The 25,296-nt window shown below is 61.2% G+C and carries 25 protein-coding genes; 15 read left to right on the forward strand and 10 right to left on the reverse strand.

Annotated elements, in window-relative coordinates; all coding sequences use genetic code 11:
* The first annotated feature begins 16 nt into the window (after window positions 1-16).
* The 8 genes from LJE93_16535 to LJE93_16570 all read left to right on the forward strand — a co-directional run bounded on the left by LJE93_16535 (window position 17) and on the right by LJE93_16570 (window position 6,704).
* Entirely contained in the window at window positions 17-862 is an 846-nt protein-coding gene (locus LJE93_16535) for a hypothetical protein (protein MCG6950521.1), read from the forward strand.
* A 203-nt stretch (window positions 863-1,065) separates the two neighbouring features.
* Window positions 1,066-1,767: a hypothetical protein gene (locus LJE93_16540; protein MCG6950522.1), complete on the forward strand. Its 702-nt coding sequence runs from the start codon at window positions 1,066-1,068 to the stop codon at window positions 1,765-1,767.
* Entirely contained in the window at window positions 1,757-2,698 is a 942-nt protein-coding gene (locus LJE93_16545; GenBank protein ID MCG6950523.1) for a 4Fe-4S dicluster domain-containing protein, read from the forward strand. Before LJE93_16540 ends, LJE93_16545 begins: the two co-directional genes overlap by 11 nt.
* Window positions 2,699-2,700: 2 nt before the next feature.
* A complete protein-coding gene (gene nrfD / locus LJE93_16550; GenBank protein MCG6950524.1) occupies window positions 2,701-3,939 on the forward strand; it encodes a polysulfide reductase NrfD in 1,239 nt (412 codons plus the stop codon).
* Between the two features lies 1 nt (window position 3,940).
* Complete coding sequence (locus LJE93_16555; protein MCG6950525.1) at window positions 3,941-4,513, forward strand: molybdenum cofactor guanylyltransferase; 573 nt, start codon at window positions 3,941-3,943, stop codon at window positions 4,511-4,513.
* 152 nt (window positions 4,514-4,665) lie between these two features.
* Window positions 4,666-4,950, forward strand: a complete 285-nt coding sequence (locus LJE93_16560) for a hypothetical protein (GenBank protein MCG6950526.1) — start codon at window positions 4,666-4,668, stop codon at window positions 4,948-4,950.
* 229 nt (window positions 4,951-5,179) lie between these two features.
* On the forward strand, window positions 5,180-6,421 hold the full coding sequence (locus LJE93_16565; GenBank protein ID MCG6950527.1) for a carcinine hydrolase/isopenicillin-N N-acyltransferase family protein: 1,242 nt from the start codon (window positions 5,180-5,182) through the stop codon (window positions 6,419-6,421).
* Window positions 6,422-6,446: 25 nt separating this feature from the next.
* Window positions 6,447-6,704, forward strand: a complete 258-nt coding sequence (locus LJE93_16570) for a hypothetical protein (GenBank protein MCG6950528.1) — start codon at window positions 6,447-6,449, stop codon at window positions 6,702-6,704.
* On the opposite strand, the gene LJE93_16575 is transcribed toward LJE93_16570, so the two are convergent.
* From LJE93_16575 to LJE93_16610, 8 genes are all read right to left on the reverse strand, one after another.
* On the reverse strand, window positions 6,697-8,067 hold the full coding sequence (locus LJE93_16575) for a tryptophanase (GenBank protein MCG6950529.1): 1,371 nt from the start codon (window positions 8,065-8,067) through the stop codon (window positions 6,697-6,699). The genes LJE93_16570 and LJE93_16575 overlap by 8 nt on opposite strands.
* Window positions 8,068-8,276: 209 nt before the next feature.
* Window positions 8,277-9,371 carry an ABC transporter permease gene (locus tag LJE93_16580; GenBank protein ID MCG6950530.1) on the reverse strand — a complete coding sequence of 365 codons (1,095 nt, stop codon included), beginning with the start codon at window positions 9,369-9,371 and terminating at the stop codon, window positions 8,277-8,279.
* Window positions 9,371-10,474 (reverse strand): ABC transporter permease, encoded by a 1,104-nt coding sequence (locus LJE93_16585; protein MCG6950531.1) that lies wholly within the window; start codon window positions 10,472-10,474, stop codon window positions 9,371-9,373. The genes LJE93_16580 and LJE93_16585 overlap by 1 nt, the downstream gene beginning before the upstream one ends.
* Window positions 10,471-11,433, reverse strand: coding sequence for an ABC transporter ATP-binding protein (locus tag LJE93_16590; GenBank protein MCG6950532.1), 963 nt, complete (start codon window positions 11,431-11,433; stop codon window positions 10,471-10,473). The genes LJE93_16585 and LJE93_16590 overlap by 4 nt, the downstream gene beginning before the upstream one ends.
* Entirely contained in the window at window positions 11,430-12,761 is a 1,332-nt protein-coding gene (locus LJE93_16595; GenBank protein ID MCG6950533.1) for a TolC family protein, read from the reverse strand. The genes LJE93_16590 and LJE93_16595 overlap by 4 nt, the downstream gene beginning before the upstream one ends.
* The gene (locus tag LJE93_16600; protein MCG6950534.1) at window positions 12,752-13,705 is read right to left on the reverse strand and encodes an ABC transporter ATP-binding protein; all 954 of its coding nucleotides are present in this window, start codon (window positions 13,703-13,705) and stop codon (window positions 12,752-12,754) included. Before LJE93_16600 ends, LJE93_16595 begins: the two co-directional genes overlap by 10 nt.
* 9 nt (window positions 13,706-13,714) lie before the next feature.
* Complete coding sequence (locus tag LJE93_16605) at window positions 13,715-14,680, reverse strand: HlyD family efflux transporter periplasmic adaptor subunit (GenBank protein MCG6950535.1); 966 nt, start codon at window positions 14,678-14,680, stop codon at window positions 13,715-13,717.
* Window positions 14,677-15,306 (reverse strand): TetR/AcrR family transcriptional regulator, encoded by a 630-nt coding sequence (locus LJE93_16610; protein ID MCG6950536.1) that lies wholly within the window; start codon window positions 15,304-15,306, stop codon window positions 14,677-14,679. Before LJE93_16610 ends, LJE93_16605 begins: the two co-directional genes overlap by 4 nt.
* A 150-nt stretch (window positions 15,307-15,456) precedes the next feature.
* On the opposite strand from LJE93_16610, the gene LJE93_16615 reads away from it, so the two are divergent.
* The 7 genes from LJE93_16615 to LJE93_16645 all read left to right on the forward strand — a co-directional run bounded on the left by LJE93_16615 (window position 15,457) and on the right by LJE93_16645 (window position 22,776).
* A complete protein-coding gene (locus tag LJE93_16615) occupies window positions 15,457-16,785 on the forward strand; it encodes a malonyl-CoA decarboxylase (GenBank protein MCG6950537.1) in 1,329 nt (442 codons plus the stop codon).
* A gap of 144 nt (window positions 16,786-16,929) precedes the next feature.
* On the forward strand, window positions 16,930-17,553 hold the full coding sequence (locus tag LJE93_16620; GenBank protein MCG6950538.1) for a TetR/AcrR family transcriptional regulator: 624 nt from the start codon (window positions 16,930-16,932) through the stop codon (window positions 17,551-17,553).
* A gap of 26 nt (window positions 17,554-17,579) precedes the next feature.
* Window positions 17,580-18,335, forward strand: coding sequence for an outer membrane lipoprotein-sorting protein (locus tag LJE93_16625; protein MCG6950539.1), 756 nt, complete (start codon window positions 17,580-17,582; stop codon window positions 18,333-18,335).
* A 3-nt stretch (window positions 18,336-18,338) separates the two neighbouring features.
* Complete coding sequence (locus LJE93_16630; GenBank protein MCG6950540.1) at window positions 18,339-19,568, forward strand: FtsX-like permease family protein; 1,230 nt, start codon at window positions 18,339-18,341, stop codon at window positions 19,566-19,568.
* Window positions 19,568-20,797 carry an ABC transporter permease gene (locus LJE93_16635; protein MCG6950541.1) on the forward strand — a complete coding sequence of 410 codons (1,230 nt, stop codon included), beginning with the start codon at window positions 19,568-19,570 and terminating at the stop codon, window positions 20,795-20,797. Before LJE93_16630 ends, LJE93_16635 begins: the two co-directional genes overlap by 1 nt.
* A gap of 2 nt (window positions 20,798-20,799) precedes the next feature.
* Window positions 20,800-21,492 (forward strand): ABC transporter ATP-binding protein, encoded by a 693-nt coding sequence (locus tag LJE93_16640; GenBank protein ID MCG6950542.1) that lies wholly within the window; start codon window positions 20,800-20,802, stop codon window positions 21,490-21,492.
* A gap of 9 nt (window positions 21,493-21,501) precedes the next feature.
* Window positions 21,502-22,776, forward strand: a complete 1,275-nt coding sequence (locus LJE93_16645; GenBank protein ID MCG6950543.1) for a hypothetical protein — start codon at window positions 21,502-21,504, stop codon at window positions 22,774-22,776.
* Window positions 22,777-22,797: 21 nt separating this feature from the next.
* Here LJE93_16645 and LJE93_16650 read toward each other — a convergent pair whose 3' ends face one another.
* Together LJE93_16650 and LJE93_16655 are read right to left on the reverse strand one after the other, a co-directional pair.
* Complete coding sequence (locus LJE93_16650; protein MCG6950544.1) at window positions 22,798-24,192, reverse strand: TIGR00366 family protein; 1,395 nt, start codon at window positions 24,190-24,192, stop codon at window positions 22,798-22,800.
* A 105-nt stretch (window positions 24,193-24,297) separates the two neighbouring features.
* Window positions 24,298-25,296, reverse strand: a 999-nt coding sequence (locus LJE93_16655) for a prolyl oligopeptidase family serine peptidase (protein ID MCG6950545.1), incomplete at its 5' end; no start/stop codon positions are given.

Consider the following 25,296-nt stretch of genomic DNA (forward strand, 5'->3'; position numbering starts at 1 on the left):
CGCAGTGGAGGGGTCGATGCATCATCAACGTTCGGTCCTGACGTTTCTGATACTTCTTCTCTTTTCAATGTCATGGGCTGCGTTTGCGGATGACCAGGATCGGGAGCGAGATACCCGCCTTCTCGACGATCGGTTGTCGTTTCGTTTGTTGGCCGGTGTGGTGAATATCAACTCCCAGGTCGCCGCCGGGCGCAATCTCGGTGCGCTGATCGATCTCGAGGATATCCTTGGTTTCGATGAGCAGATCGCAACCTTCGGTTTCGAGGGCATGTGGAGGTTTTCGAAGAACGGCAGGCACACTCTACATCTGCAGTATGGAAACTTCGACCGCGACGCCTCGGCACAGGTCGAGGCCTCGGTCCCGATTCTGGACCTCACGTTCGTCGGGGACCTGCACAGCTCATTCGTCAATCAGGTGGGGTCTGTCGAGTACCAGTACAGTTTCATCAACCATAACAAGACTGAAGCCGGAGTAACCGGAGGGATGGCCATCTACAAGTACGATCTGGCAATCGAGGGCCAGGTGACTTTCCAAGACAATCCCGACGAAACCAGGTTTCGGAAGGACAGCGTTGGTGTACTGGCTCCAGTTCCTGCGATCGGTTTTTTCATCAATCAGGCTTTCAGACCAAACATTGTTTTGGAGATCCGCGCGTCGTTCATCGACCTCGAGATTGGCGAACACAACGGCAGAATTTTTTGGACCTTTTTTAACCTGACCTGGTACTTCAGCCGTCATTTCGGAGCCGGGGTGGGGTTGTCGGGCGCCGACGTGCTCTATGACAAGAACACGAGTGGCGAGAAGCTCAAGGTCGAATTGCGCCAAACCTCGCTCTGCTTCAATTTGACGGCGGTGTTCTGAGACAGAACGGCCATGGGGTCCCGGCGTCGCCGGTCGAATTCGAACCCCCCCTTGTGCGGCCAGCGGTTTCGATCGTCGATGATAGGGTTCAATGTGCGATCATCCTTGACCGAGGTCAACGATTCCAGAGGCTGGTGAAACCATGCTGGTTGGTAGTAAGCTAATACCGAACCTCGAGAAGGTCGGAAGATAGGAAGGCGAGAATGGTCGATCGGCAGCGCCAGAACGACCTCAAGGACAGTCGCCTTTTGCCGGGTTCGGCTTCGCTCGCGGTGCTTCTGATCGTCTTTGTTTCGCTCGCCCTCTTGACCCTCTTTGCCATCATGCGCGGTGGGACCGGTCACGTCGCCTCGGATGCGGGTGGAACCGAGGCATACTCACCGGCAGATTTTCCTGAGATCGAGTTCGACCGAGAACTCTTGCCCGAGGTCGTCGAGGGCGGCGCGGCCGACGCCGAGGGCGTCTATCGCGTGCGGCGGCCATTGGCCTACGAGGACTACTTTCCGTGCTCCGACTGCCACGGCGAAATGGAGGTCAACCGGGAGCGCCGTGAGCTCGAGGAAATGCACGACGACATCCAGCTCGACCACGGACCGGCCGACCGCTGGTGCTTCGACTGTCACAACCCGGACGACCGGGACAGTCTGCGCCTTGCCAACGGGACTTTGATCGGATTCGACGAGTCGTATCGACTCTGCGGTCAGTGCCACGGCACGATCTACCGCGACTGGCGCGAGGGCATTCACGGACGCCGTGAGGGTTACTGGAACGGTGCCAAGTCGTACCTCCTCTGCGCCCACTGCCACAACCCCCATGCGCCTCGATTTCAGGCGATCGAACCCTTGCCACCACCGGTACGTCCGCAGTATTTACGTGCCGGGGCGGAGGAGGTCCATGATGAGTGACGGAGAGCGGGTCCCAAGACATGCGACCTCCGGACTCGAGCAGTCCATCGACCGTCGCTCGCTCCTGGTCGGTACCGGTCTGACTGCGATGGCGGCAGTGTCGGCGTCCGTCGCAGGCGCTGCGCCCGGCTTTGTCGAACGGTTGCTGCGCGAGCGGTTTGCCGAGCTCAGTCCGGAACGCAAGGCCGAGATCCTCGATCGGCTCGAGCAGGAATACAGCGAGCGTTACGGCCGCGAGGTGTCGGTCGAAGACACTCCCGCGCTGGACGGAGTCGAGTTCGCGTACGGCCTCGACATCGCTCGCTGTGTCGGTTGCCGGCGCTGCGTCTACGCATGCGTGCACGAGAACAACCAGTCCCGAGATCCCCAGATCCACTGGATCCGGGTGCTGCGCATGGAGAAGGAAAGGGGCATCGACTTCACCGAGTCGACCGCCTATTACGAACCGCCGGAGGTTCCGGAGCCCGACGCGTTCTACCTGCCGGTCGCCTGTCAACAGTGCCGCAACCCCGCCTGCGTCAAGGTCTGCCCGGTCAAGGCGACCTGGCAGGATCCCGACGGGATCGTAGTCATAGATTACGATTGGTGTATCGGCTGCCGCTGCTGTATGTCGGCCTGCCCCTATGGCGCGCGTCACTTCAACTGGTCGGAGCCAAAAATTCCGTCCCAGGAGATCAATCCGAGGACCCACTATCTCGGCAACCGGCCACGACCCAGGGGAGTTGTCGAAAAGTGCACGTTCTGCCTCCACCGCACCCGCAAAGGGAGGTACCCGGCCTGCGTCGAGATCTGCCCGGTCGGAGCGCGCAAGTTCGGCAATTTGCTCGATAAGGAATCAGAGATGTACTACCTGCTGCGGGAAAAGCGGGTCTTCGTGCTCAAGGAAGAGCTGAATACTCAACCGCGGTTTTACTACTTTTACGCGACCTAGCCATGCTCAAAGATGTCTTTTCTTTTGTCGTCGGCTCGGCCCGCCTCGCTTTTCGCGGTGGCCGGCTGTACTACGCGTGGTTGGTTGCCCTCGGGCTGCTCACTGCCTGGGGTGCGACCGCATGGTGGCGGCAGGTCACCGAAGGGCTCATCGCCACGAACATGCGCGACCAGGTGTCATGGGCGTTCTACATCGGCAACTTCACCTTCCTGGTCGGGGTCGCGGCCGCCGCGGTAATGTTGGTCATTCCCGCCTACATTTACAACTGGAAGCCGATCAAGGAGATCGCCATTTTCGGCGAATTGCTAGCCATCTCTTCGATCGTCATGTGCATGCTCTTCGTGCTGGTGGATATCGGTCGTCCGGACAGGGCGTGGCACTTGATGCCCTTCGTTGGCAGCCTCAACCTGCCGTCTTCGATTCTCGGCTGGGACGTGCTCGTCCTCAATCTCTACCTGATTCTCAACCTGGTCATCGTTGGGCATCTGCTCTACACGGCCTTTTTCCGCCGACCCTACAACTCGCGACTGGTGGTGCCGCTGCTCCTCTTTTCGATTCCGGCCGCTGTCGGAATCCACACCGTCACTGCGTTCGTATACGCGGGAGTGGCCGCGCGGCCGTTCTGGAACTCCGCCATTCTGGCGCCGCGGTTCCTCACCTCGGCGTTCTGCTCGGGACCGGCCATTCTCCTGATTCTGTTCCAGGTCCTGCGCAGGACGACCTCGATCGAGATCAAGGACGAGGCGATCTGGAAGATTGCCGAGCTTATGGCCTATGCCATGTTCCTCAACCTCTTCCTCTTCGGTGCCGAGATCTTCCGCGAGTACTACTCGGCGACCCAACACCTGATCCACAGCCAGTACCTCTTCAGCGGCGTCCAGGGGCATAACGCCCTGGTGCCCTTTGCCTGGGCCTCCCTGATCGCGAGTGTGGTCGCCTTCCTGCTCTTTCTCTTTCCGGTCACCCGCCACAATCTGGTGACCCTCAACATCGGCTGTCTCCTGATCTATGCCGGCGTGTACATCGAAAAGGGTATGGCGCTGGTGATCCCGGGTATGACTCCCGACACCCTGGGTGAGTTCTACGAATACGTGCCGACGCTGGTCGAGGTGCGTGTCGGCGCTGGCATTTTCGCAGCCGGATTCCTGGTCTTCACCCTGCTGTGCAAGGTCGCGATTCCGATTCTCCAGGAGTCGGAGCGGCCCGAGGACGCGGAGCATTCGGTGGCCGAGGCGGCCTGAGATGGCCGCCCGGTTGCTCGGCGGCGTGCTGGTCGGAGGGCGGAGCCGGCGGATGGGTCGACCGAAGCAGTGCGTCGAGATCGGCGGAATGACGATGATCGAGCAAGTCGTCCACGCGCTTTCCGGAGAGGTCGACGAGGTCGTCTTGCTTGGCGCCGGTCCGATTCCAGCGGCTCTCGAGGGCCTGCGAAGAAGAGCCGATGCCGACGGCTGCCGAGGTCCGATGGCGGGGATTCTCGGCGCCATGCGGTTTGAGCCTCAGGCGGCTTGGCTGGTGGCACCGTGTGACCTGCCGCTACTGCGGCCGGAGGCAATTCGGTGGCTGGTCAGCAGGCGAAAAGTTGGCACATGGGTGGTGTTCCCGTCATTCGATGGGTTCGTCGAGCCGTTGCTTGCCCTCTACGAGTCGGAGGCTCGAGGCTTGCTCGAGACCGCCGCCGCGGCCGGGGAACACGCGCTGCAACGTCTCGCTCGGGACTCCCGGGTTGCGACCTTCGAACCCCCAAGCTCGCTGAGGCGTTGCTGGTTCAACGCCAACACACCCCAGGAAATCGCAGCCCTCCGGGACGTCTGAGACATTGCGAGCCGGCAGATTGGGGTGAACCCTCACCAGGTGGCGTTACAATCGCACTCACGAGATGTAGTCGAATCGATGGATAGCCCGCACATCGTATCGTTCTATTGGACTCCTGACAGTCATTTTCTTGATCCGTAAGGGAGAGAGCCATGAGTGACGAGCGGCGAGATGATGAGCGTTCTCCTGACTTCCGAAATGTCGAGCTGGTCGCCATCAATAGCGGCGGCAATGAACGGTCCTTCCCGTTGACCCTCCGAGACTCCAGCGATGGTGGCCTCGGTGGGATGTATGTCGGCAAAGAGACCCTGAGTCCGACCGGCACCTTCGTGCTGCGTGACGCGGAGAAGGAGGATGATTGCAGAGTCCGCATCGTGTGGACTAAAAAGGTGGCTGACTACGTGCAGATGCTCGGGATCGAAGTCACAGAGAGTTGATCCCGTCTACGGCGGCCTGGACCCTCGGAATTGGGCGGCAGGGGAAATTTGCACGGTGCCACTCCGGTGCCCGCAGTAAATACTTGGTGAGAAAACCGGGTGAGCCATCTTGTTGACGACAGATCGTCAGGGCGATGCGCCGGCCCGGATGACCGGAGGGGTGCTATGTCACGGGAAGTAACGGTGCTGGTCTCATGAGAGCTGAACACACTGGCGAGGAGTGGACTTCATGAATATCAATCGTGCGTACCGAATGGTGGTCGGCGCGAGTCTCGTGACAGTGATGGCGTGGATTTCGGCGGCGGAGATACGAGATGCGGACGCCTGTACCTCGGCTGTAGTGGCACCCGCAGGCTCCGCGACCGGAACGCCGATTCTGTGGAAGAACCGCGACACATCGAACGTGTCCAACAAGGTCATCTACGTCGACGAAGAGCCGTTTGCCTATCTCTGCCTGGCAAACGCGAGCACCGGTTCGGGCCGTTCGTGTTTCGCCGGACTCAACGAGTCGGGATTCGCGATCATCAACACCGTCGCATACAACGTTCCATCGCTTTCCAGTGAAAGCGAAGACCACGAGGGCATCATTCAGGCTGATGCCCTCCGCACCTGCAGGACGGTCGAGGACTTCGAACGCTACATCGAAGCGAATCTGGGACCCGAGCTCGGCGCCCGAACCAATATCGGAGTCATGGACGCCGAGGGTGGGGCCGCGATATACGAGGTCCACAACCACGGCTTCAAGAGGATCGACGCTGCGGACCAGCCAACCGGCTACCTCGTCAACACCAACTTCGCCCGCTCGGGAGAGGAGGGCGAGGGTGAAGGCTATATCCGGTTCAAGCGCGCTTCCGAGCTTTTCAGAACCTTCGAGGCCGGAGGCGTGGATCCCGAGGTCATCCTGCACCGTTTCAGCCGCGATCTCGGACACCCGCTGGTCAACAGTGTCGGGGTGAATGAAGTCGCGGCGCTGCAGTCGCGACCCCCGGTTTGGATCAACACACGTGACCGCATCAACCGACCATCGACCGCCTCTGCCGTGGTGATTGTGGGTGGGAACGAGCAGCGTCCCGCGACCATGTGGGTCATTCCCGGAGAGCCTGTGACTGCGGCGGCGATACCGCTGTGGGTCGAAGCCGGTCGCAGCCCGGCGGCGTTCTACGAAGGTGAGGAAGCGCCGTTGTGGAAGGAGTCCCTGCGTATCAAGAGGGCTCTCAGGCCTTTGGAGATCGGACACATCGGCGATTACCTGGACCTTACCCGTCTGGTCAACGCCGACGGCACCGGCTATCTGCCCGATCTGCTCTCGTTGGAACAGTCGATCTTTGTCGACACCGCGGCGTTTCTCGCCGGGCGGCCGCAGCCGGACGCGCTCGCTGCATTCCAGGAACAGGTGACTGCTAGGGTGCTGGAGCATCTTCGGTTGATAGTGATTGAAGGCGAACCTCCGCACGGATACGGCGGGCAGTAGGCCTTTTCGAGAGGGGTTGAAATCGATGTTTCCACGAGAATCCTACGACGCGCCTGTAGCAGAATTTGGCCCCGGAATTCAGACCCGCGAGGTTCACCTCACTGCTGCGCGGGTCGTCGCAGAGTGGATGAAGGACCTCGACTTCGGCGCCTTGGACGAATGGCGGGATTTCGGAGGCATTCGCAACGAGGAGGACTTGGTCATCACCTCCGACGGCGCACGCCGCCTGGGTGCAGCCGGGCCTCTCCACATCGACGAGGTGGAGGCGTTGCGGGCTACATAGGCTCGAAATGGCAGGTGAAGTGGCGCAGAATATCCTGCTGGTACGTGATGCGGTGGCCAGGTATCGTCTCTCGCTCTCGCCAGACCTGGTCGATGACCTCGATGATGTAATCGAAGTGGCTCTGGGTGTAAACCCGGCGCGGGAAGGCGAGGCGCACGAGCTCGAGCGGTGACGGCTGCTCCATACCATCTCCGTCGGTGTGGCCGAACATCACGCTGCCGAGCTCGACCGCACGGATTCCTCCGGCCAGATAGAGCGCGTTGACGACGCCGATTCCTGGATACTGGAGCTGTGGCACCTGGGGGACCATTTTGCGGGCGTCGAGGAAGACGGCGTGTCCCCCGGCCGGGAGCACCATCGGCATGCCGATCGCGCTCAGGCGCTCGACCATGTATTCGACGGTCGCGTGGCGGTAGATCTGGTAGTCGTTGTCGAGGGCTTCCATGAGGCCGACAGAGATCGCCTCGAGGTCGCGTCCAGCGAGACCGCCGTAGGTAGGGAAACCCTCACGCAGGATGAGGAGGTTCCGAAACCGTGTTGCCCACTCGTCGTCGCGGCATACCAGGAAGCCGCCGATGTTGGCCAGGCCGTCCTTCTTGCAGCTCATGGTTGCGCCGTCGGCCATCGAAAACATCTCCTGCGCGATCTCGAGGAGCGAGTAGTCGGCGTAGCCCTCCTCACGCTGACCTACGAAATATGAGTTTTCGGCAAAACGGCATGCATCGATGATGAGGGGGATCTCATGCTCGGCGAGGACCTCTTTGACGGCGCGGAGGTTGGCCATCGACACTGGTTGTCCGCCTCCGGTGTTGTTCGTCACCGTCATCATGGCGAACGGTATCTTCTCCCTTCCGTGTTCTTCAATGCATGCGCGGAGTGCGGCCACGTCCATGTCGCCTTTGAACGGTGCCGCCACCTGCGTGTCGTAGGCCTCCGCGCAGGGTAGATTGAGAGCCACCGCACCGCAGTACTCGATATTGGCGCGGGTGGTGTCGAAGTGGCTGTTATTGGGGATGACGTCACCGGGCCGCACCACGGTCTCGGCAAGGATGCCTTCTGCGGCGCGCCCTTGGTGGGTCGGCAGCACATGGTCCATACCGGTAATCTCGCGTACCGTCGACTCGAAGCGTTTCCACGAGCGACTCCCGGCGTAGCTTTCGTCACCGAGCATCAGCGCTGCCCACTGCTGCGTCGACATGGCGCCGGTGCCCGAGTCGGTCAATAGGTCGATGCAGCAGTCCTCGGCGTCGAGCAGAAAGACGTTATGGTGAGCCGCCTCCAACGCACGCTGTCGCTCGTCGCGGGTTGTAATCTTGAGTGGTTCCGTCATTTTGATGCGGAAAGGTTCGATGATCGTGCGCATGCTGGTCCTCCAGAATCGGTGCGGGTCCGACGAGCTCTCGATAATCCTGTACGAAACGATCCGAGCGTAGCAAAACTCGGCCCTCGGCGGAGACCGAGAGATCGTCCGAAAACTCGCTCCTCGGCACCTCAAGCGATACCCTTCCCGGACTGCACGCCGCGATCACCACAGCGAACTGGAACCCCGGGTTCCATTTTTCTAAAACGGAACTAATCCAGGTGAACGCGGTAACGGAGGCGAGCAAATGTGATGATGACCACTGCCAGAACGAGGAGAGCGAGACCGCTCGGCCACAGGACATCGAGACCGGCGCCCTTCAGGAACACGCCGCGGAGAATCGTCACGTAGTACCGCAACGGGATGGCATATGTGGCCCATTGGAAGGCCTGCGGCATGTTCTGGATCGGAAACACGAAGCCGGAGAGGTAGATCTGCGGCATCATGAAGACGAATGCGGAGATCATCATTGCCTGTTGCTGGGTGCGTGAGAGCGTGGAGACCAGGAGGCCCAGGCCGAGGCAGCAGACAATGAACGGCGCCGTCAACAGGCAAAGGGTCCAGAACGATCCCCGCAAAGGCACCTCGAACCAGAAGAGCACCACCGCCAGGGCGGAGAGAAACTCGACCACGCCGACCAGCGCGTAGGGCACGAGCTTGCCGGTAATGACAGCGCTCGGAGTGAGAGGCGTCACCAGCAGCTGCTCCATGGTTCCAAGCTCGGTTTCGCGAACGATGGCCATCGACGAGAGCATCATGGTCATGACGACCAGGAGCAGGGCGAGAACGCCCGGAACCATGAAGTAGCGACTGATGAGGTCCGGGTTGAACAGAACCGTGGGCAGAAGCTCGAGCGGTGTGCCCGCACCTGACGCCTCGGCTGACGTCATCAGGATGCCTTGGGCGTAGGCAAGTCCGAGGGTGCCGACCATTGGGTCTGACCCGTCGGCGACCACCTGTACATTGCCGGTGCGACCCGCGATGCGCTCGGCCGAAAATCCGGCCGGAACGGTGATGCCGACCCGCGCCTTTCCGCTGGCCAAGAGCGGATCCAGCTGATTTTGAGAACTCACCGAGGCGACACGCCTGAAATATGTTGAGGAGTCGAAGTGTCGGAGGAGTTGACGGCTTGCCGATGATCGGTCTAGGTCGCACACCGCCAGCGCAATCTGTCGAATGTCGGTGGTGGCGGCGTAGGAGAGGAGGGTCAGCTGAACGATCGGCGCGATGAACAGCACCGCCAGGGTCTTGGGGTCCCGCCGCAGCTGGATGAGCTCCTTGACCAGCATATTGACGAGCATTCGCATCACAGACTCCGGACCATGCGTACGGTGGCGAGCAGCAGAACAACGGCGGCGTAGACGGCGAGGGCGACGGCCTGCAGCCACCACATTTCGGGACCTACGCCCTTGAGGACGATCGAGCGAAGGGCGGTGATGTAGTAACGGGCTGGGACGATGAGGGTCACAAACTGCAGAACCTTGGGCATGGATGAGATGGGAAAGATGAAGCCAGACAGGAGAAGGGTGGGCAGCATCGAGGAGAGCAAGGCGAGCTGGAAAGCGAGCTGTTGATTGTCGGCAAGAGTCGAGATGAAGGTACCCCAGCCGAGTCCGCCAGCGAGGAAGAGAAGTGTGACCGCGGCCAACCACACGAGTGATCCGCGGACCGGCACGTCGAAGAGAGACCAGGCCAGGAAGAGCGAGCCGGTGGCCGATACCGAGGCGACCAGCAAATAGGGCAGGGTCTTGCCGAGGAGGAGCTCGATGGCGCGAATCGGAGTGGCACGCAGCGATTCCATGGTTCCGCGCTCCTTCTCGCGAACAACAGCAAGGGCGGTGGCGATCACCGACGACACCATGAGGATGAAGGCGAGTAGGCCGGGCACCAGGAAGATGGTCGAGTTCAGGTTGGGGTTGTACCAGACCAGGGGCCTCGTCTCATACGGCACCTGCACCTCAATGCCGTAGACTGCTCCGGTCTGGGAGGCGACGATCTGGCGCGCGTAGCCGAGAACGGTGTTGGCCATTTGAGCGTCGGAACCGTCGAGAATGAACTGTATCGCGCTTGGTCTGTGGTCCGCGGTCCGCGATGCGAATTCAGCGGGGATGACCAGCGCGGCTTGTATGGCCCCGGAGGTGAAGAGTTCGTCGAGTGGGCGCGTGTCATCGAGGGCCGCACGCTGAACGAAATAGCCGCTCTTGAGGAAGGACTCGACGACCCGGCGGGAGGCCTGACTTCGCGACTGGTCGACAATGCCGAGCCGGACATCGGTGACGTCGAAGCTGAGGGCGAAGCCGTAAATCAGGAGCAGGATCATCGGCATCGCGAGCAGCGCTAGCGCCGTGCGCCAGTCGCGCCTGAGCTGAAGAAGCTCCTTGACCGCGGTTGCGAGGACGCGACGTATCATGACTCGATTTCGGCTTCTCGGATCGAACGGATGAAGACATCCTCGAGCGATGGCGACACGGGGCTCAGCTCAACTGGGGCAAAGCCCGCGGCGTCGAGCTGGTCGGCGATTGTCCGTCCCAATTCTGGCCGGTCGACAACCGCGTGGAGGTGATTCCCAAAGAGGGCCGCGTCGATCACGCCCGGAAGATTCTCGAGGTGCTCGAGGGCGCGGGGCGCGTCGCGGCACGCGATCTCGAGCACCGACCCGGAGGGGAAGATCTTCTTGAGCTGTGCGATAGTGTCGACCGCGAGCAGCTTCCCGGCGTGCATCAGGGCGACGCGGTGACAGCGTTCGGCCTCGTCCATGTAGTGGGTGGTGACGAAGACCGTGACTCGCTCCGCCGAAAGGTCGTCGATCAGGTCCCAGAATCGGCGCCGCGCCTCCGGATCGACGCCGCCGGTCGGCTCGTCGAGGAATACCACAGGTGGGCGATGAAGAAGGGCGCACGAAAGGGCCAGCCGTTGCCGAAAGCCGCCGGGCAGATCGGCGACGATCGCATGGCGTCGTGACTCGAGTCCGGTGAGGTCGAGGGCCCATAGCCGTTGTTCGTCGTACTGCTTGCCCCAGAGCCCGTACGTCCCGCCCCAGAAGCGGAGGTTCTCGTCCACCGTGAGGTCGCTGTAGAGCGAAAACTTCTGCGACATGTATCCGATGCGCATCTTGATCTCGGGCACCTGGGTATTGATATCGAATCCGGCCACCGTGCCCCGACCCTCAGTGGGTGCCAGCAGACCGCAAAGCATACGAATGACGGTGGTCTTTCCGGCGCCGTTGGAGCCGAGGAAGCCGAAGATTTCTCCTGGAGCGACCTCGAGGGAGACGTGGTCGACAGCTACGAAATCCCCGAAGTGGCGGGTCAGCCCATCTGCCGAGACCATGATCTCGGGTTGGGCCGTGGCGGCGGAAGCCGTGGTCACTGACCCACCGCCCGCAGGAGTGCCGCCTCGGCCATCCAGGCGCCAGCACGGGTCTTGACCTGCGCAACCTCAGCGGCGCTCAGGTCGGCCTGGGCATCGAGTAGCTCGGACAGCATCGCCAGGCCGGCGGAGTATCGCTCACTCGACGCCTCCTCCCAGGCCACCGCGGCATCCGCCGCGGCGTCGGCCGATACAACCGCTTCAAGGGCCGACTCGAGTTGCAGGCGCGCGGTCGCAACCTCGAGGAGGATCTGGCGCTCGAGTTCGCCACGGTCATACTGGAGAGCGCGCTGTTCGGCGTGGACGGTGGCCACCTGTTCTCTGGTCCGACTTCCATCGAAGATCTGCCAACTGGCGCCGACACCGACTCGCCAGGAGTCGTTGACGACGTCCTCGAGGGGCAGGAAACGATGGTTGGGGCGCGCTACCAGCCATTGGCCAGTTGCGGCCACCGCCGGTTTTCGGTTCGAATTCACCGCCCGGGCCTGGACGCCGAGACCGTCAATTCGAGCATCGGTGATCCTGAGCTCGGGCCGATTCTCGAGGGCCGCGCGCTCGAGGTCGGCCAGAGCGCGTGGAGAGGCGGGAACGTGTTCGGTTCTGGCGTCTTTGAGAGTGATGAAAGCAACGGTCGTGTCGATTCCGAGCAGAGACCCGAGACGCGCCAAGGCCTGCTTTTTTTCGTTTCGCGTCCGGATGAGATCGACCTCGGCTGCGGAATACCGTGCCTCGGCAGCAAACACATCGGCGTTAACTGCCATACCTGCTGCGCGCAGGGCACGGGCGTCGTCGAGGAGACGCTGCGTGCGCGTGATCTGCGCCTCGGCGACGTCGACACCGGCCGCCGCCGCGACCGCGGCCCAGTAGAGCCTGCGCGCCTGGCTTGACAAATCGAGGGCAGTCAGCTTCTGCGACCACGTGGCTGCCGTCTCGTCGAACCGTGCGCCGTCGCGGCCTGCAGTAATCGCGCCGCCGGTGTAGATCGGCTGAGAAATCGACAGGTCGGCGCTGTACGTGTTCTCGATGCTTGGAAAGATCACAACCGGTGGCTCGGTAGGGCCGTTGATGGGTGCGGCAAACTCGGGGACGGAATTCTGCCGCTCGACTACCGCACTGATACTGACGACCGGCAAGCGGGCTGCGTCGGCGGCTTTGACCGAGGATTGTCGGGCCTCGACTCGCTCTTCAGCGGCGGATGTCAGCCTCGACGCCTCGATGGCCATCCTGGTTGCGGATTCGGCGTCGAGGGTCAGTGTTTCAACGCCGGCCGCATCCCCGGCGAGTGCGGTGACGGATGCCAGGATGAGGAAAGGGGTTTTCAGCTCCATGATGCCTCCGTTGCGTGACTGGCGGTCGCGGTCCGTGTGAGGTAGAGAAAGGTGTCCTCGAGACCGGCGGGGACCTCGCGGGTCGATTCGACGTCGATCTGCCTTCTGGCGAGCGCCTCGCGAATCGAGCCCCCGGGGTCGGTTGCTCCGACGAGGTGGGCGTGGAGAGTCGTTCCAAAGACGCTGACGTCGACGACCGAGTCCAGGGTTCTGAGGGCTTCGATTGCCGCTGCGCGAGGGCTCGCGGTGATCTCGATCACCGTGCCGGGCATCAGGTCGGGAATCTCCTGCGGTCGCGCGTCCGCGAGAATCGTGCCTTCGTGCATCAACAGCACTCGCGTGCACCGTTCGGCCTCGTCGAGGTACGGCGTGGCGATCAGGAGGGTCAATCCATCGCTCACGAGATCGGCGAGCAGTCGCCAGAACTCGCGTCGTGTCACCGGGTCAACGCCCGTCGTGGGCTCGTCGAGGAGTAGCGCGCGGGGTGAGTGGATGAGTGTGCAGGCGAGGGCCAGCTTCTGCTTCATGCCTCCGGAGAGGCGGTCGGCCAGGCGATCATGAAAGGGGGCCAGGCCGACCAGTTCGAGCAACTTTCGCCGGCGTGTCCGCCAATCGGGAACACCGTACATGAGGGCGAAGAATTGGATGTTCTCGTCTACGGTGAGGTCGCCGTAGAGGGCAAATCGCTGCGCGAGATAGCCGAGTCGAGTGTGGAGACTCCTTCGCTCGCGCCAGCAGTCTTCGCCAAATGCGGTCGCCGATCCGGAATCTGCTTGCAGCAGTCCTCCGAGGACGCGCAATGTGGAGGTCTTGCCGGCGCCGTCGGGACCGATGAGGCCCACGACTTCGCCCGACCTCACCTCGAGGGATACACGGTGCACGGCCTCGTGGTTCCCGTAGCAGACCACCAGATCTCGCACCTCGAGCAGAGAGGCTGAGGTCACGCTGCCCTCTCAACCGAAGTAGGCGTCGGCTGGCATCCCGGGCTTGAAGATTCCCTTTGGATTGTCCAGTCGTACCTTGATCCGGAAGACCAGCTTGGCGCGCTCATCGGGAGTCTGGACGTTCTTGGGTGTGAACTCGGCCACCGACGAGATGAACGAAACGGCGCCTTCAAAGCTCTCGTCAGTTCCGTCGATGTGAACGGTCACTCTCTGGCCGAGCGTTACCTGTGAAAGGCTCGGCTCGTCGATCCAGACGGTCAGCCATGGCCGTCCGATGTCTGTGAGAACCGCGATAGTGGCTCCTGGGGGGAGTACCTCGCCCGGCTCCGCGATCCGCGATGTAATGATGCCGTCCGATGGCGCAACGACGGTTGCATCAGAAATCTGCTGCTGGACCGCCGCCACCATCGCTTCCGCAGACGCGCGCTGAGCGCGGGCGGCCTCGATCTCCTGCCGGCGAGGTCCGGCTACCAGCTTGTCGAGCTGTGCCCTGGCCGCGGCGACGGAGCGTTCCGCAACCTCCAGACGAGTGGCGGCATCATCGCGTGACTTTTCGGTCGCCGTGCCTCGCTCGGCGAGGCCAGCGAGGCGGTCGAGATCACGGCGCGCCGCGTCGAGCTCGGCCTGAGACTGCGCAAGCTGATCCTCGGCCCGGCGGAGATCCTCGGCTCGGGTGCCGGCGAGCAGAAGGCGGAGCTGGGCATCAGCCGCCTCGGCGTTGGCCCGCGCCCGGGCCAGCTGATGCTCGGCGTCGATGGTCTCGATGCGGGCAACCAGGTCGCCGGTCGTCACGATGTCGCCCTCCTCGAGAGGAGCCTCGAGAAGCCGGCCGCCGATTTTTGACGCCAGGCGAACCTCGGTCGCCTCGATGTGGCCGGAGGCGTAAATCGCCCCGTCGTTGTTGGTGTCTCGACATCCGACGGCAAGCAAAGAAGCTGCGAGCGCCGCAAGGTAGATGGAATTTTTTCGAGTCATGTAGATTCTCCAATTCGCTCGATGGCAATGCCGTGGAGGAGGAGATCGGCGACGAACTCGCCCAGATCGGCGCCTTGAGGAAATTCGATTCCCGGATCGATTGTGGAAACCTGTTTTCGGAGGGGCGCGACGGCGCTGAGAAAAAGAGATGCGCCGACCAGTACGAGGTGTGTCATCACGGTGTCAGTGGCGCGGAATTCTCCGCGGCGAACCCCGTCGGTCAACAGGTCTCGCACCGTTCCCAGTAGCCTCGCCATCCGCTCGAAAACCTCGGGCTGAAGGTACATACCGCCGGAGGCGAACTCCCGCAACATGATTCGTGGGTGGTCGGGAAGAGACTCCAGGGTCCGAGCCATGCCTGTGATCAGAGCTTGCAGCTGCTCGCGCGCGGAACCACCCATAACCAGAGTCCTGTTGAGCTCCTCCTCGATTCGATCGAAGTTGCGGCTCAGAACAGCGGCGTAAAGAGCCTGCTTGTTGCCAATGTGGTAGTAGAGCATGGCCTTGTTGACGCCAGCTCGATGCGCAATCACGTCCACCCGTGCACCGGCAAAACCCTCATCGGCGAAGACGCTGGATGCGGCGTCGAGGATCTTTTGACGTGTCTGCGGTTGTCGTTCATTCATCAGCAGTTGCCACTAACCAGTTATTTTAACTAACTGGTTATTAAAATACGCTCCGAAGCTAGACCTGTCAACCTTTGATTTTCAGTTCTTCGAGAGTGGGAGCGAGATAGGGATAGGGAGCGCTTGGATGGTCCTGTAAACTCGAGACAAATGAAGAAGAAAGTCCGGCAGGTGGTGACGCTGGCACGGCGCTTTTCTTTCGGCGACGGCACGGATCGGAGTCTGCTCGAGCGTTTCCGCGAGAGATATGAAGAGCTCGCGTCGGAACAACGTCTCGAACTTTTCCACTGGTTATCCGGGCAGTTCGAGGTTGGACTCGACACGCTCGAGGAACCGATGGCCAACCTTCGTAAGGCAACAGAAAACGATTGTGTCGCTTGGAATGAAAATGTGCGTGAGCTCAGAAAGGCGATCGCGTCGCCGAGGCAGCGTCTTTTGGAAGCCTTGATCAATACCACCGGCGGGATGGAGTTCGTGCTCGCGCTCCGCGCGGAGGTCATCGATGCTCAGCGATTGGGCGAAAAGGGGCTGGAGGCTCTCGAAGAAGACGTCGCGCATCTTCTCAACCGCTGGTGCCAGCATGGGCTCCTGTTCCTCGAGGAGATCGATCTCAGTGCGCCCTTCGAGACCATCCGATTTCTCAAGGAACGGGAGATGGTCCATCCCATGGTTGGTTTGGAGGAAATGGGTCAGAGGCTCGGCGAGGACAGATTGTGCTTCGCCCTGTACCACGTCGCGATGCCCAAGGAACCGGTGGTCTTCATCGAGGTTGCCCTGAGCCGCGGACTCATGGGTTCGATTCACGATGTCATAGATGACAGCGGTTCGGCGCGGGAACAAGTCAGTTCGCCCGACACGGCGATTTTTTACTCGATCAACAATACGCAGATCGGGCTTGCCGGCCTCGGCCTCGGCAAAGTGTTGATCATGCGTGTCACAGAGGCTCTCAGGGAGCGCCATCCGTCGCTCAAGACCTACGCCACCCTCAGCCCTATCCCGGGATTCTGGCCTCGTTACCTCCGTCCGATTCTCCAGGGCCGGGATGAGAAATTCGCCATCAAGCGAGCAGACGCCCTCAAGGTGTTTTCGGTCAAGTGCCAGGATGCGATCATCGGTCGACACAGCGAACTCGGAGGTGAGCCGGGGGATTTCGCGGAAATCTTGATTTCGGTGCTCGATCGATCAGACTGGATCGACGATCCGGTCTTTCCTCAGCACCTGCGAAAGCCTTTGGGCGAGCTTGCCTTCACCTATATCGAACACGAGGAAGACCCGCGTGGCAGGCCGCTCAACCCCGTCGCCGGCTTTCACCTCGGAAATGGTGCGCGAGTGTCACGCAACAACGTCAATTTCGCCGCCAACACCTCCGAGCGTGGTCTCGGCGAATCGTGCGGATTGATGGTCAACTATGTTTACTCGCAGAAGGCGCTGGCATCATTCGGTCGCGCCGTTCGATCACTCTTGCCATGGGGGAGATAATGCAACGGCGGCCAATGGGATCCAGAAGGCCCTTGACGGATCGGCTCCGCTAATTTACATTATACTGAATAGTTCGACCATCTGGTCTAACCATGAGGTAAAACCTTTCGGTCGAGGATTCGTATGGGATTTTGAGGACACGAAATGGCACGGCCCCGATTTGCAAATCTTGACGTCGATACCAGGTATCGCATACTCGAAACGGCGGCGATGGAGTTCGCATCGCGAGGCTACCAGGGTGTTTCGCTCAACCAACTTCTCGATCGCCTCGGGATGAGCAAGGGCTCGTTCTATTACTACTTCGACGACAAGGCAGATCTTTTCAGTACCGTGGCCGATCTTGCCTGGGCCATCTTCCTGCCTATCGAGGAATTCGACCTCGAGGAATTCAATGCCGAGAACTTCTGGCCGAGCCTCGAAGCTCTGATGCGCGAGATGAGATCACGAATCCGTGCAAACCCCTGGCTGGTCGGTTTCACCCGTCTGATGTACAACCCGCCGGACATTCCCGGAGTGTTGGATGCGCTGTCGGAGAAGTTCGCAGAAGCCAGGCAGTGGCAAGCAGAGCTGATCGAACGTGGTCAGGCCGTCGGGACCGTGCGCGACGATCTTCCGGCCGGACTGCTCCAGGCGTTGCTGGTCGGAGCGGATGAGGCCGGAGATCGCTGGGTGGTCGAAAACTGGGAGCGGCTGGGTGAGGTAGAGGTGGAACGGATCTTCGACCAGGTTTTTGGCATTTTTCGACGCATGCTGGAGTCGCCGCCGTAATCGGAAGTTGGACAAGTGGAGTGAATATGATTCGCAAAGCAGTAGTGTGCGCCGCTCTGTCGATGGCTGGAATCACGGCCTCGATTGCGGGTGCCGAGGATGCGAAGGAGATCGTCCGCGCTGCGATCGACAACTGGCGCGGCGAATCCTCCTACGGTGAAATGTCCATGACGATTCACCGTCCTTCGTGGGAGCGAACGATGTCGATGCGGGCCTGGACTCTGGGAACCGCGAAAACCTTGGTGCGGATTACCGCGCCAAAGAAGGACGCTGGAAACGGCACGCTGACGGTCGGCGACAACATGTGGTCGTTCGCGCCAAAGGTCAATCGGGTGATCAAGATTCCGTCGTCGTTGATGGGCCAGAGCTGGATGGGTTCGGACTTTTCCAACAAAGATGTCTCGCGTGCCGACGACATAGTCGACCAGTACGATCACACCTTGGTCGGCACCGAGGAATCAGATGGACACACCGTTCACGTGATCGAGGCAATCCCCCACGAAGAGGCGGCCGTGGTGTGGGGCAGAGAGGTCCTGCGGATCCGCGACGACGATGTCCTTTTGTCGCAGGAGTACTACGACCAGGATGGCGTTCTGGTGAAAACTCTCCGTACACTCGAAATCGGAGTCATGGATGGGCGCACGATCGCTGTCCGCCAGAGGATGGCGAAGGCGGAAACCGAAGACGAGTGGACCGAGTTCCGCATCGACAGTGTGAAGTTCGGCGTCGAGATCGCCGACAACGTGTTCACCCGCTCCAACCTTCGAAACCCGCGTGATTGAGCGATGAACATTACGCTCAAGATGGCCTGGAGGAACCTCTGGAGACGCAAGCGCCGGACCTGGCTGACGGTTGGTGCGATGGTCTTTTCCAATGTCCTTCTCGTATTCATGATCTCTCTCCAGGTCGGGATGTACGGGATGATGATCGACAACACCCTCCGGGCCCAGACCGGTCATCTCCAGGTACAGGCGCCCGGTTACATCGACGATCACAGGATGCGGCAGGTGGTACCGGAGGTGAAGAAGCTCGCCAACGATCTGCGGCGTGGTCTCGCGAGCGACGGAGTGGCTGCGCGAGCCTCGGCGTTCGCCTTGATATCGAGTACCGACAGAAGCTACGGGCTGCAGATCACGGGTGTGGAGCCGGACTTCGAGCCCCGGGTCTCGAGCTTGCCCGGACTGGTCAAGGACGGCAGATTCCTCGATGACGACCTCGCCGAGGAAATCGTCATCGGTCGCGTGCTGGCGCGGAACCTCCAGGTCGGGGTGGGAGACGAACTGACCTTCATAGGCAACGGCCGAGACGGGTCCTTTGCAGCCGCGGTTGTGACCATCGTCGGTATCTTCGAGAGCGGCATGGAGGATCTTGACCGCAGCTTGGCCGAGGTGCCCCTCGGTTTCTTCGACGACGTCTTCGCGATGGACGGCGCGGGACATGCGGTGGTCGTGATGGCCCCTGGTCTGATCCAGGTCGGTCAAACCCGCTCGAGGGTCGAGGCTCTCTTGCCAGAGGACTCGGGGCTCGTCGTTCACGACTGGGATGAACTTCTGCCGGGTCTCAAGCAGGCCATTCAGGCCGATTTCACGAGCGCTTGGTTCATGTATGGAATCCTGATCGTGCTGGTCGCATTCAGCGTTCTCAACACCCAGCTGATGTCAGTCCTCGAACGCACGAAGGAGTTTGGCATCATCATGGCCCTTGGTGTGAAGCCGGGCCGGCTCGGCCGATTGGTGCTGCTGGAATCCGGCCTCATGGGCACCGTCGGTCTGGTTCTGGGGGTAGTTCTGGGCGCTGCCCTGGTGCTCTGGCTCGGATACCACGGGTTCTCGTATCCAGGGATGGAGGAAATGGCCGGGAAGTTCAACCTCCCGAGCCGCGTCTATCCGCAGGTGTCGTTCGTAGGGCTGCTCTTGGGACCTGTAATCGTTTTCATCGCGAGCGTTGTTTCCACGCTTTACCCGGCGTTCAAACTTCACTTCGTCGAGCCGGTCAAGGCCATGAGGGCAGTCTGATGGGCAGGTTCAGAATCGTCTTCCGTCTCGCCTGGCGAAACCTGTGGCGAAATCACCGTCGCACGCTGATTATGCTGGCTGCGATCGCCGTCGGCGTGTGGGCGATGATATTCATGACGGCGTTGATGCGCGGCATGGTCGACAACATGGTCGAGGATGGCATCAGCGCAATTCCCGGCCACGTCCAGATCCACGACCCGAAATTCCGTGACGATCCAACGGTTTCGAATATGATCGCGCCACCGGACGAGAATCTGCTCCAGGTTCTGAACCGCCCGGAGGTCGTCGCATGGGCGACGCGAATACGGGTTCCGGCGGTGATCTCATCTGAACGTGATACTCGAAGCGTCACGCTGGTCGGTGTCGAACCCGAACGGGAGAGAGACATCAGCTTCGTTGCCGAAGACGTGACGGAGGGACGATTCCTGGAGTCACGCGACGACCGGGGCCTGGTCGTGGGCCGCAAACTCGTTGAAAAGCTGGAGACCGGCCTCGGCAAACGGGTCGTGATCATGACCCAGGACCGGGAGAACGACATCGCCGACCGAGGCTTCCGCATCGTCGGCATTTTCGACTCCAAACTCGTACAGTTCGAAGAGGGGCTCGTGTTCAGCGGCGAGGGAGCGATACAGGATCTTCTCGGAGTGGGAGATGCGATCTCCGAGGTGGCGGTCCTGGGAACCGACTACCGTGACGTCGAGGGGCTGCGCCGGATGGTGGCCGACGCGGCCGGGCCCGGGCTCGAGGTTCTGCCGTGGAACAAGCTCGATCCCTACCTCGGGTCAATGTTGGCCGTGATGGACGGCTTCGTCGTGGTGTGGATCGTGGTCGTATTTCTGGCGCTCTCGTTTGGCCTCGTCAACACCCTGGTCATGGCTGTCTTCGAGCGTGTGCGCGAGATCGGTCTGATGCTCGCGCTCGGGATGACGCCACGCAGCATCCTCACCCAGATCCTGGCGGAGTCTTTCCTCCTGCTGGTCATCGGCCTGGCGGTCGGCAATCTGGCGGCATGGGCCACAATCGAACCCCTCCAGGGGGGCATCGACGTCTCCATCGTCGGCGAGGGGATGGAGTACTTCGGCTCCTCGAGCGTCATCTATCCTGCGCTCTACCTGAAAGACGTCGTTCTCGCCAATGTCATCGTCATCGTGCTCGGATTTCTGGCCAGCCTGGCACCAGCCTGGCGGGCGTCGCAGCTGGACCCGGTGCGGGCCATTACGAGGGTGTGATCATGAAAGCAGTACGCTGTGTAGACCTTTGCAAAACCTATCGTCAGGGGCAGGTAGAAGTCACCGGCCTGGACCATGTTCATCTCGAAATAGCCGACGGCGGATTTGTATGCCTGTCCGCTCCTTCAGGCGGCGGGAAGACAACCCTCCTCAACGCCATCGGAGGCCTCGACACCCCGGACAGCGGTCAGATCTGGCTCGCAGGCGATCGCATCGACAATCTGGGCAAGGGCGATCTGGCGGAGATGCGCCTCCATCGCATCGGGTTCGTCTTTCAGGCATACAACCTGATTCCGGTACTGACCGCGAGGGAAAACGTCGAGTTCGTGATGGAGGTCCAGGGCATCCGCGCCGAGGAACGTCGAGAGCGATCTCTGGCGATCCTGGAGGAGGTTGGCCTTGGCGGCCTCGAGAACCGCCGCCCCGCCGAGATGTCCGGTGGTCAACAGCAGCGGGTGGCGGTCGCCCGCGCTATCGTCTCCCGTCCGGCCCTGGTGCTCGCCGACGAACCGACTGCCAACCTCGACTCTCAGTCAGCCGACCAGTTGATGGAGCTCTTCGTCGAGCTCAACGAGAACCGCCGCACCACCTTCGTCATTGCGACCCACGACCGGCGCGTCATGGGGTACGCGCGGCGAGTGATTCGAATGCTCGACGGTCGCATCGTTGGGGACGAAGAACAGGAAGCCGCCTGAAGGCCGGTGGTGAAACCTTCGCGACTCGGAATCGCGGTCATGATCGGATGCCTGATCGCATCGGCGGGAGTGGTCCGCGCGGGTGATACGGACTTCGATCTCAGTGGTCGCCTGAGTCCTCAGATCGCGGTCACGACCTATGCAGACGATAGTGCCTTCAACGACATCTTCGGTTCGAGTTCGGTTGATTCCTCGGTCGACGGACGCCTGGTGTTTGACCTCCGGCGCGGTCGCTGGAGCCTCGACATCGACTATCAGCTGATCGGTCTGTACGCGGACCGCCTCGAGTTCACTCGAGGGCTCCCGGCAAATCTGGGGGCCCTCTTCCCCCATCTGCCGGACGATCGCACCCGACTTTTCGATCTAACTCACGTCTTCACCGACTCCGGGAAGACAGCGGTCCTTCACCGGCTCGATCGGCTCTCAGTGGGGTATACGTCCGACCGCGTGGTGGTGAAATTCGGCCGGCAGGCGATCACCTGGGGCAACGGTTTGATCTTCAACGTCATGGACATCTTCAATCCATTCGACCCGGCTGCGGTCGACAAGGAGTACAAGACCGGCGACGATCTGCTCTACGGGCAGTACCTGTTCTCGAATGGCGACGACGCCCAGACCGTGATGGTCTTTCGTCGCGACCCTTTCACGGGGGATGTCGAGGCGGACCAGAGCTCGCTCGCCCTCAAGTACCACCACATGGCCTCGAGCAGCGAGTACGATGCCCTCATTACACAACATTTCGGGGATGCGCTCGCCGGGTTTGGTATGAATCAAAGTATCGGCGGGGCGGTGTGGCGTGGTGATGTGGTGCTCACCTTTACCGATGACGACACCGTTCTCTCACTGGTGACGAGTCTTTCGTACTCGTGGGTGTGGGGCGGCAGGAATTTCAGCGGCGCGGCCGAGTACTATGCCAACGGCTTCGGGCGTTCCGACGGTTGCTATTCCCTCATGTGTCTGACCGAGAACCCTGATCTGATCGCGCGCATTTCCCGCGGGGAGCTGTTCAACCTCGGGCGCCACTACCTGGGGCTCAGTGCCACGGTCGAGGTCACGCCGCTCTTCCAGGTGACTCCGAACGCCTTCGTCAACCTGACGGATCCGAGTGCGCTGATCCAGGTGGTTTTCCAGAACGACCTTCGCGAGAACCTCCTGCTGTGGAGCGCGTTCAACCTGCCGGTCGGAGCCAACGGCACCGAGTTCGGCGGTGGCGCAACCGAGGTGCCCGGCGTGTACCTCTCCTCGGGTCCCGGCATCTCGGCGCAGCTCGTGTGGTACTGGTGACGAGAGGCAACCCATCCGGGTTCAGAACGGAAACACGGTCACCAACGCCCCGACAATGGCGAAGAAGATCAGGAAGGGCAGCAGAAAATACCCGACGACGTCGCGTGCCTGGATACGAATTCCGGCACCCATCACGGGGAGGATGGTGAGCAGGAAAAAGGGCTGCAGGAGGTTGGTGAGCGACTCGCCGTAGGCCACGGCCATCGCGATTCTGCCGACCTGAGAGTTGAACTCTGCCGCACTCAGCTGCCCGGCCAAATCACGAGCAGTCTCGATCAACGGCGGCCCGATGACCGCCCATTCACCGCCGGCCGACGGAATCGAGAAGTTGACCGCTCCACCGAGGAGAAAAGCGGCCAACGGAAGGGTCTTCAGGGTCACATACGATGTCATCCACTCTGCGATCGCCGTCCCCAGACCGGTCGCCATCATGATGCCCATGATTCCCGCGTAAAACGGGTACTGAAACACGATCCCCGAGATGTTCGAGCAGGCGCGGGCCATGGCCGTGACATATGCGATCGGCGTGCGGTGGAGCAACATGCCGAAGATCAGAAAAATGAAGATCATGAGGTTGAGGTTGAGGTCGAAGCCTCGACGAATGAAGTGCGTGACGATGTAAGCAAGGCCCATTGCGACGACGAACATCTGCAGGACGGCGCTGTGGTTCAGCTTGTCGGAGAGAATGGGCTCGGGATCTCTGAGAGCCTCGGCCTCCTCGGCCACCGTCCATTCCTTTGCGGGTCCCGGGCCGGTTCGCAGATCATCGATTTCGACGGCTGCACCACGCGGTCTCAGGAGCCACATCACGAGCGGCCCGCCGACCACGTAGAGGGCAATGACTGTCAGGTTGAGCGGGCTGCCGAGGGTCGTACTGACAGGTATCGTGGCGGACAGGAGGCCGCTCTCGATGAGAAAGTTGTCGGGCGTGTTGAGCATCAGGGGAATCGAGCTCGAAAACCCGGTCACCCACGATCCACTCGATACGAAGACACACGCCATGAGGTATGGGTAGTGAACGCCACGCACACGAATGGCCAGCTCGCGGCCGAGGACCGCCGCCAGAACGATCCATCCCCAGCTCACGAGGTTGAGCAACTCGCCCGCCACGAGCACGGTCAGGTAGACCGAGGCGGGACGGGTGATCTTGAGAGCCAGTCGGTCGATGAGGCGGGCGGCCGGCGCAGACAGGGCGATAGCGTATCCGGTGACGAGGATCAGGATGATTTGCATGCCGAACTCGAGCAGCATCCAGAATCCGTCGTACCAGCCTGAGAGAACCTCGAGCGGACCGGCTCCGACCCACAGAACGGCTGCGATTCCGGTGATGACGGTCAACAACACCGCGAACACGAACGGGTCGGGCAGCGTTCGTCTGATGAACTCTGCACTGTGCTGGGCCAATCTGACGAGCACGAGGTCTCCTTCAATCACTCGATGCGAATGCGGAAATCATAATCTGTAACCCTGTCTCATGCGAGTTCTCCAACTCGTGGGAGAGAGGAAGGGATCTCCTCGTTCCTAATTTCGTATGCGTGTGAGATCGACCTCTGCGTCCCTGGGTGATTTCTTCCATTCAGTGCGCCCGACATCGTAATCCGCCATCGCTTCGGGTGCCGCCGGCTGTGGAGAGAGCGGCTTTCCGAGCAGCGAAATAGCCTCTGGATCGGGCCGTGCATGGCATCCCGGTTCGAGGTTCTCCTCGAGATACCTGGTGAGAAGGGTGTAGAGATGCATTGTTGTTCCCTCGCCCTCGGAGATGCCGTGCGACCGATTCGGATACGCCATCATCTCGAATTGCTTGTCGTGCTTCACGAGCTCGTTGATCAGCCTCTCGGCGCCCTGGTAGTGCACATTGTCGTCCCCTGTGCCGTGAACCAGAAGGAGATTGCCTTCGAGCCGGTGGGCGTGGTTGATGGGAGAGCCATCGAAATAGCCCTGTTCGTTGATCTCGGGCAACGCCATGTAGCGCTCCTGATAAACGGTGTCGTAGAGCCTCTGGTCTGGGACCGAGGCGACCGCCAGGCCGACCGAGTAGATGTCCGGGTAACGGAAGAGCGCGTTCAGCGTCATTGTGCCACCGCCGCTCCATCCCCATACGCCGACACGGTCCGGGTCGATGAACGGCCATCGGTCGATCATCGCCCGCACTCCAGCCGCCTGGTCGGCTGATGCCAAAATTCCGATCTGTCGGTAAACCGACTTGCGCCACTCACGGCCGCGAGGTGCCGGCGTGCCGCGGTTGTCGAGGCTCGCCACCAGGTACCCGCGCTGGGCAAGCATCAGGTGCCACATACCGGTGTTCCGCCCCCATTGATTGCCGACCGTCTGGCCCGCGGGTTCGCCATACACATATACCAGGAGGGGATAACTCTTCGCCGGGTCGAATTCAGGTGGTTTGATGAGCCAACCATCGACTTCGACTCCGTCGGCAACGCCGACCCTGAAGGACTCGATCGACAATCGAGCGACGCGGTCGAATGCGGCCTGTGCGTCGGCGTTGTCTTCCAGCACCCGTTT

Source organism: Acidobacteriota bacterium, assembly GCA_022340665.1.
In the GTDB taxonomy this organism is placed as follows: Bacteria; Acidobacteriota; Thermoanaerobaculia; order Thermoanaerobaculales; family Sulfomarinibacteraceae; genus Sulfomarinibacter.

Coding starts and splice junctions, on each gene's coding strand:
- nrfD (MCG6950524.1), top strand. CDS start 2,701: ATGCTCAAAGATGTCTTTTCTTTTGTCGTCGGCTCGGCCCGCCTCGCT.
- LJE93_16575 (MCG6950529.1), bottom strand. CDS start 8,067: ATGCGCACGATCATCGAACCTTTCCGCATCAAAATGACGGAACCACTC.
- LJE93_16585 (MCG6950531.1), bottom strand. CDS start 10,474: ATGATACGTCGCGTCCTCGCAACCGCGGTCAAGGAGCTTCTTCAGCTC.
- LJE93_16615 (MCG6950537.1), top strand. CDS start 15,457: ATGAAGAAGAAAGTCCGGCAGGTGGTGACGCTGGCACGGCGCTTTTCT.
- LJE93_16620 (MCG6950538.1), top strand. CDS start 16,930: ATGGCACGGCCCCGATTTGCAAATCTTGACGTCGATACCAGGTATCGC.
- LJE93_16555 (MCG6950525.1), top strand. CDS start 3,941: ATGGCCGCCCGGTTGCTCGGCGGCGTGCTGGTCGGAGGGCGGAGCCGG.
- LJE93_16540 (MCG6950522.1), top strand. CDS start 1,066: ATGGTCGATCGGCAGCGCCAGAACGACCTCAAGGACAGTCGCCTTTTG.
- LJE93_16580 (MCG6950530.1), bottom strand. CDS start 9,371: ATGCGAATGCTCGTCAATATGCTGGTCAAGGAGCTCATCCAGCTGCGG.
- LJE93_16570 (MCG6950528.1), top strand. CDS start 6,447: ATGTTTCCACGAGAATCCTACGACGCGCCTGTAGCAGAATTTGGCCCC.
- LJE93_16565 (MCG6950527.1), top strand. CDS start 5,180: ATGAATATCAATCGTGCGTACCGAATGGTGGTCGGCGCGAGTCTCGTG.
- LJE93_16610 (MCG6950536.1), bottom strand. CDS start 15,306: ATGAATGAACGACAACCGCAGACACGTCAAAAGATCCTCGACGCCGCA.
- LJE93_16535 (MCG6950521.1), top strand. CDS start 17: ATGCATCATCAACGTTCGGTCCTGACGTTTCTGATACTTCTTCTCTTT.
- LJE93_16545 (MCG6950523.1), top strand. CDS start 1,757: ATGATGAGTGACGGAGAGCGGGTCCCAAGACATGCGACCTCCGGACTC.
- LJE93_16640 (MCG6950542.1), top strand. CDS start 20,800: ATGAAAGCAGTACGCTGTGTAGACCTTTGCAAAACCTATCGTCAGGGG.
- LJE93_16635 (MCG6950541.1), top strand. CDS start 19,568: ATGGGCAGGTTCAGAATCGTCTTCCGTCTCGCCTGGCGAAACCTGTGG.
- LJE93_16560 (MCG6950526.1), top strand. CDS start 4,666: ATGAGTGACGAGCGGCGAGATGATGAGCGTTCTCCTGACTTCCGAAAT.
- LJE93_16630 (MCG6950540.1), top strand. CDS start 18,339: ATGAACATTACGCTCAAGATGGCCTGGAGGAACCTCTGGAGACGCAAG.
- LJE93_16595 (MCG6950533.1), bottom strand. CDS start 12,761: ATGGAGCTGAAAACCCCTTTCCTCATCCTGGCATCCGTCACCGCACTC.
- LJE93_16625 (MCG6950539.1), top strand. CDS start 17,580: ATGATTCGCAAAGCAGTAGTGTGCGCCGCTCTGTCGATGGCTGGAATC.
- LJE93_16605 (MCG6950535.1), bottom strand. CDS start 14,680: ATGACTCGAAAAAATTCCATCTACCTTGCGGCGCTCGCAGCTTCTTTG.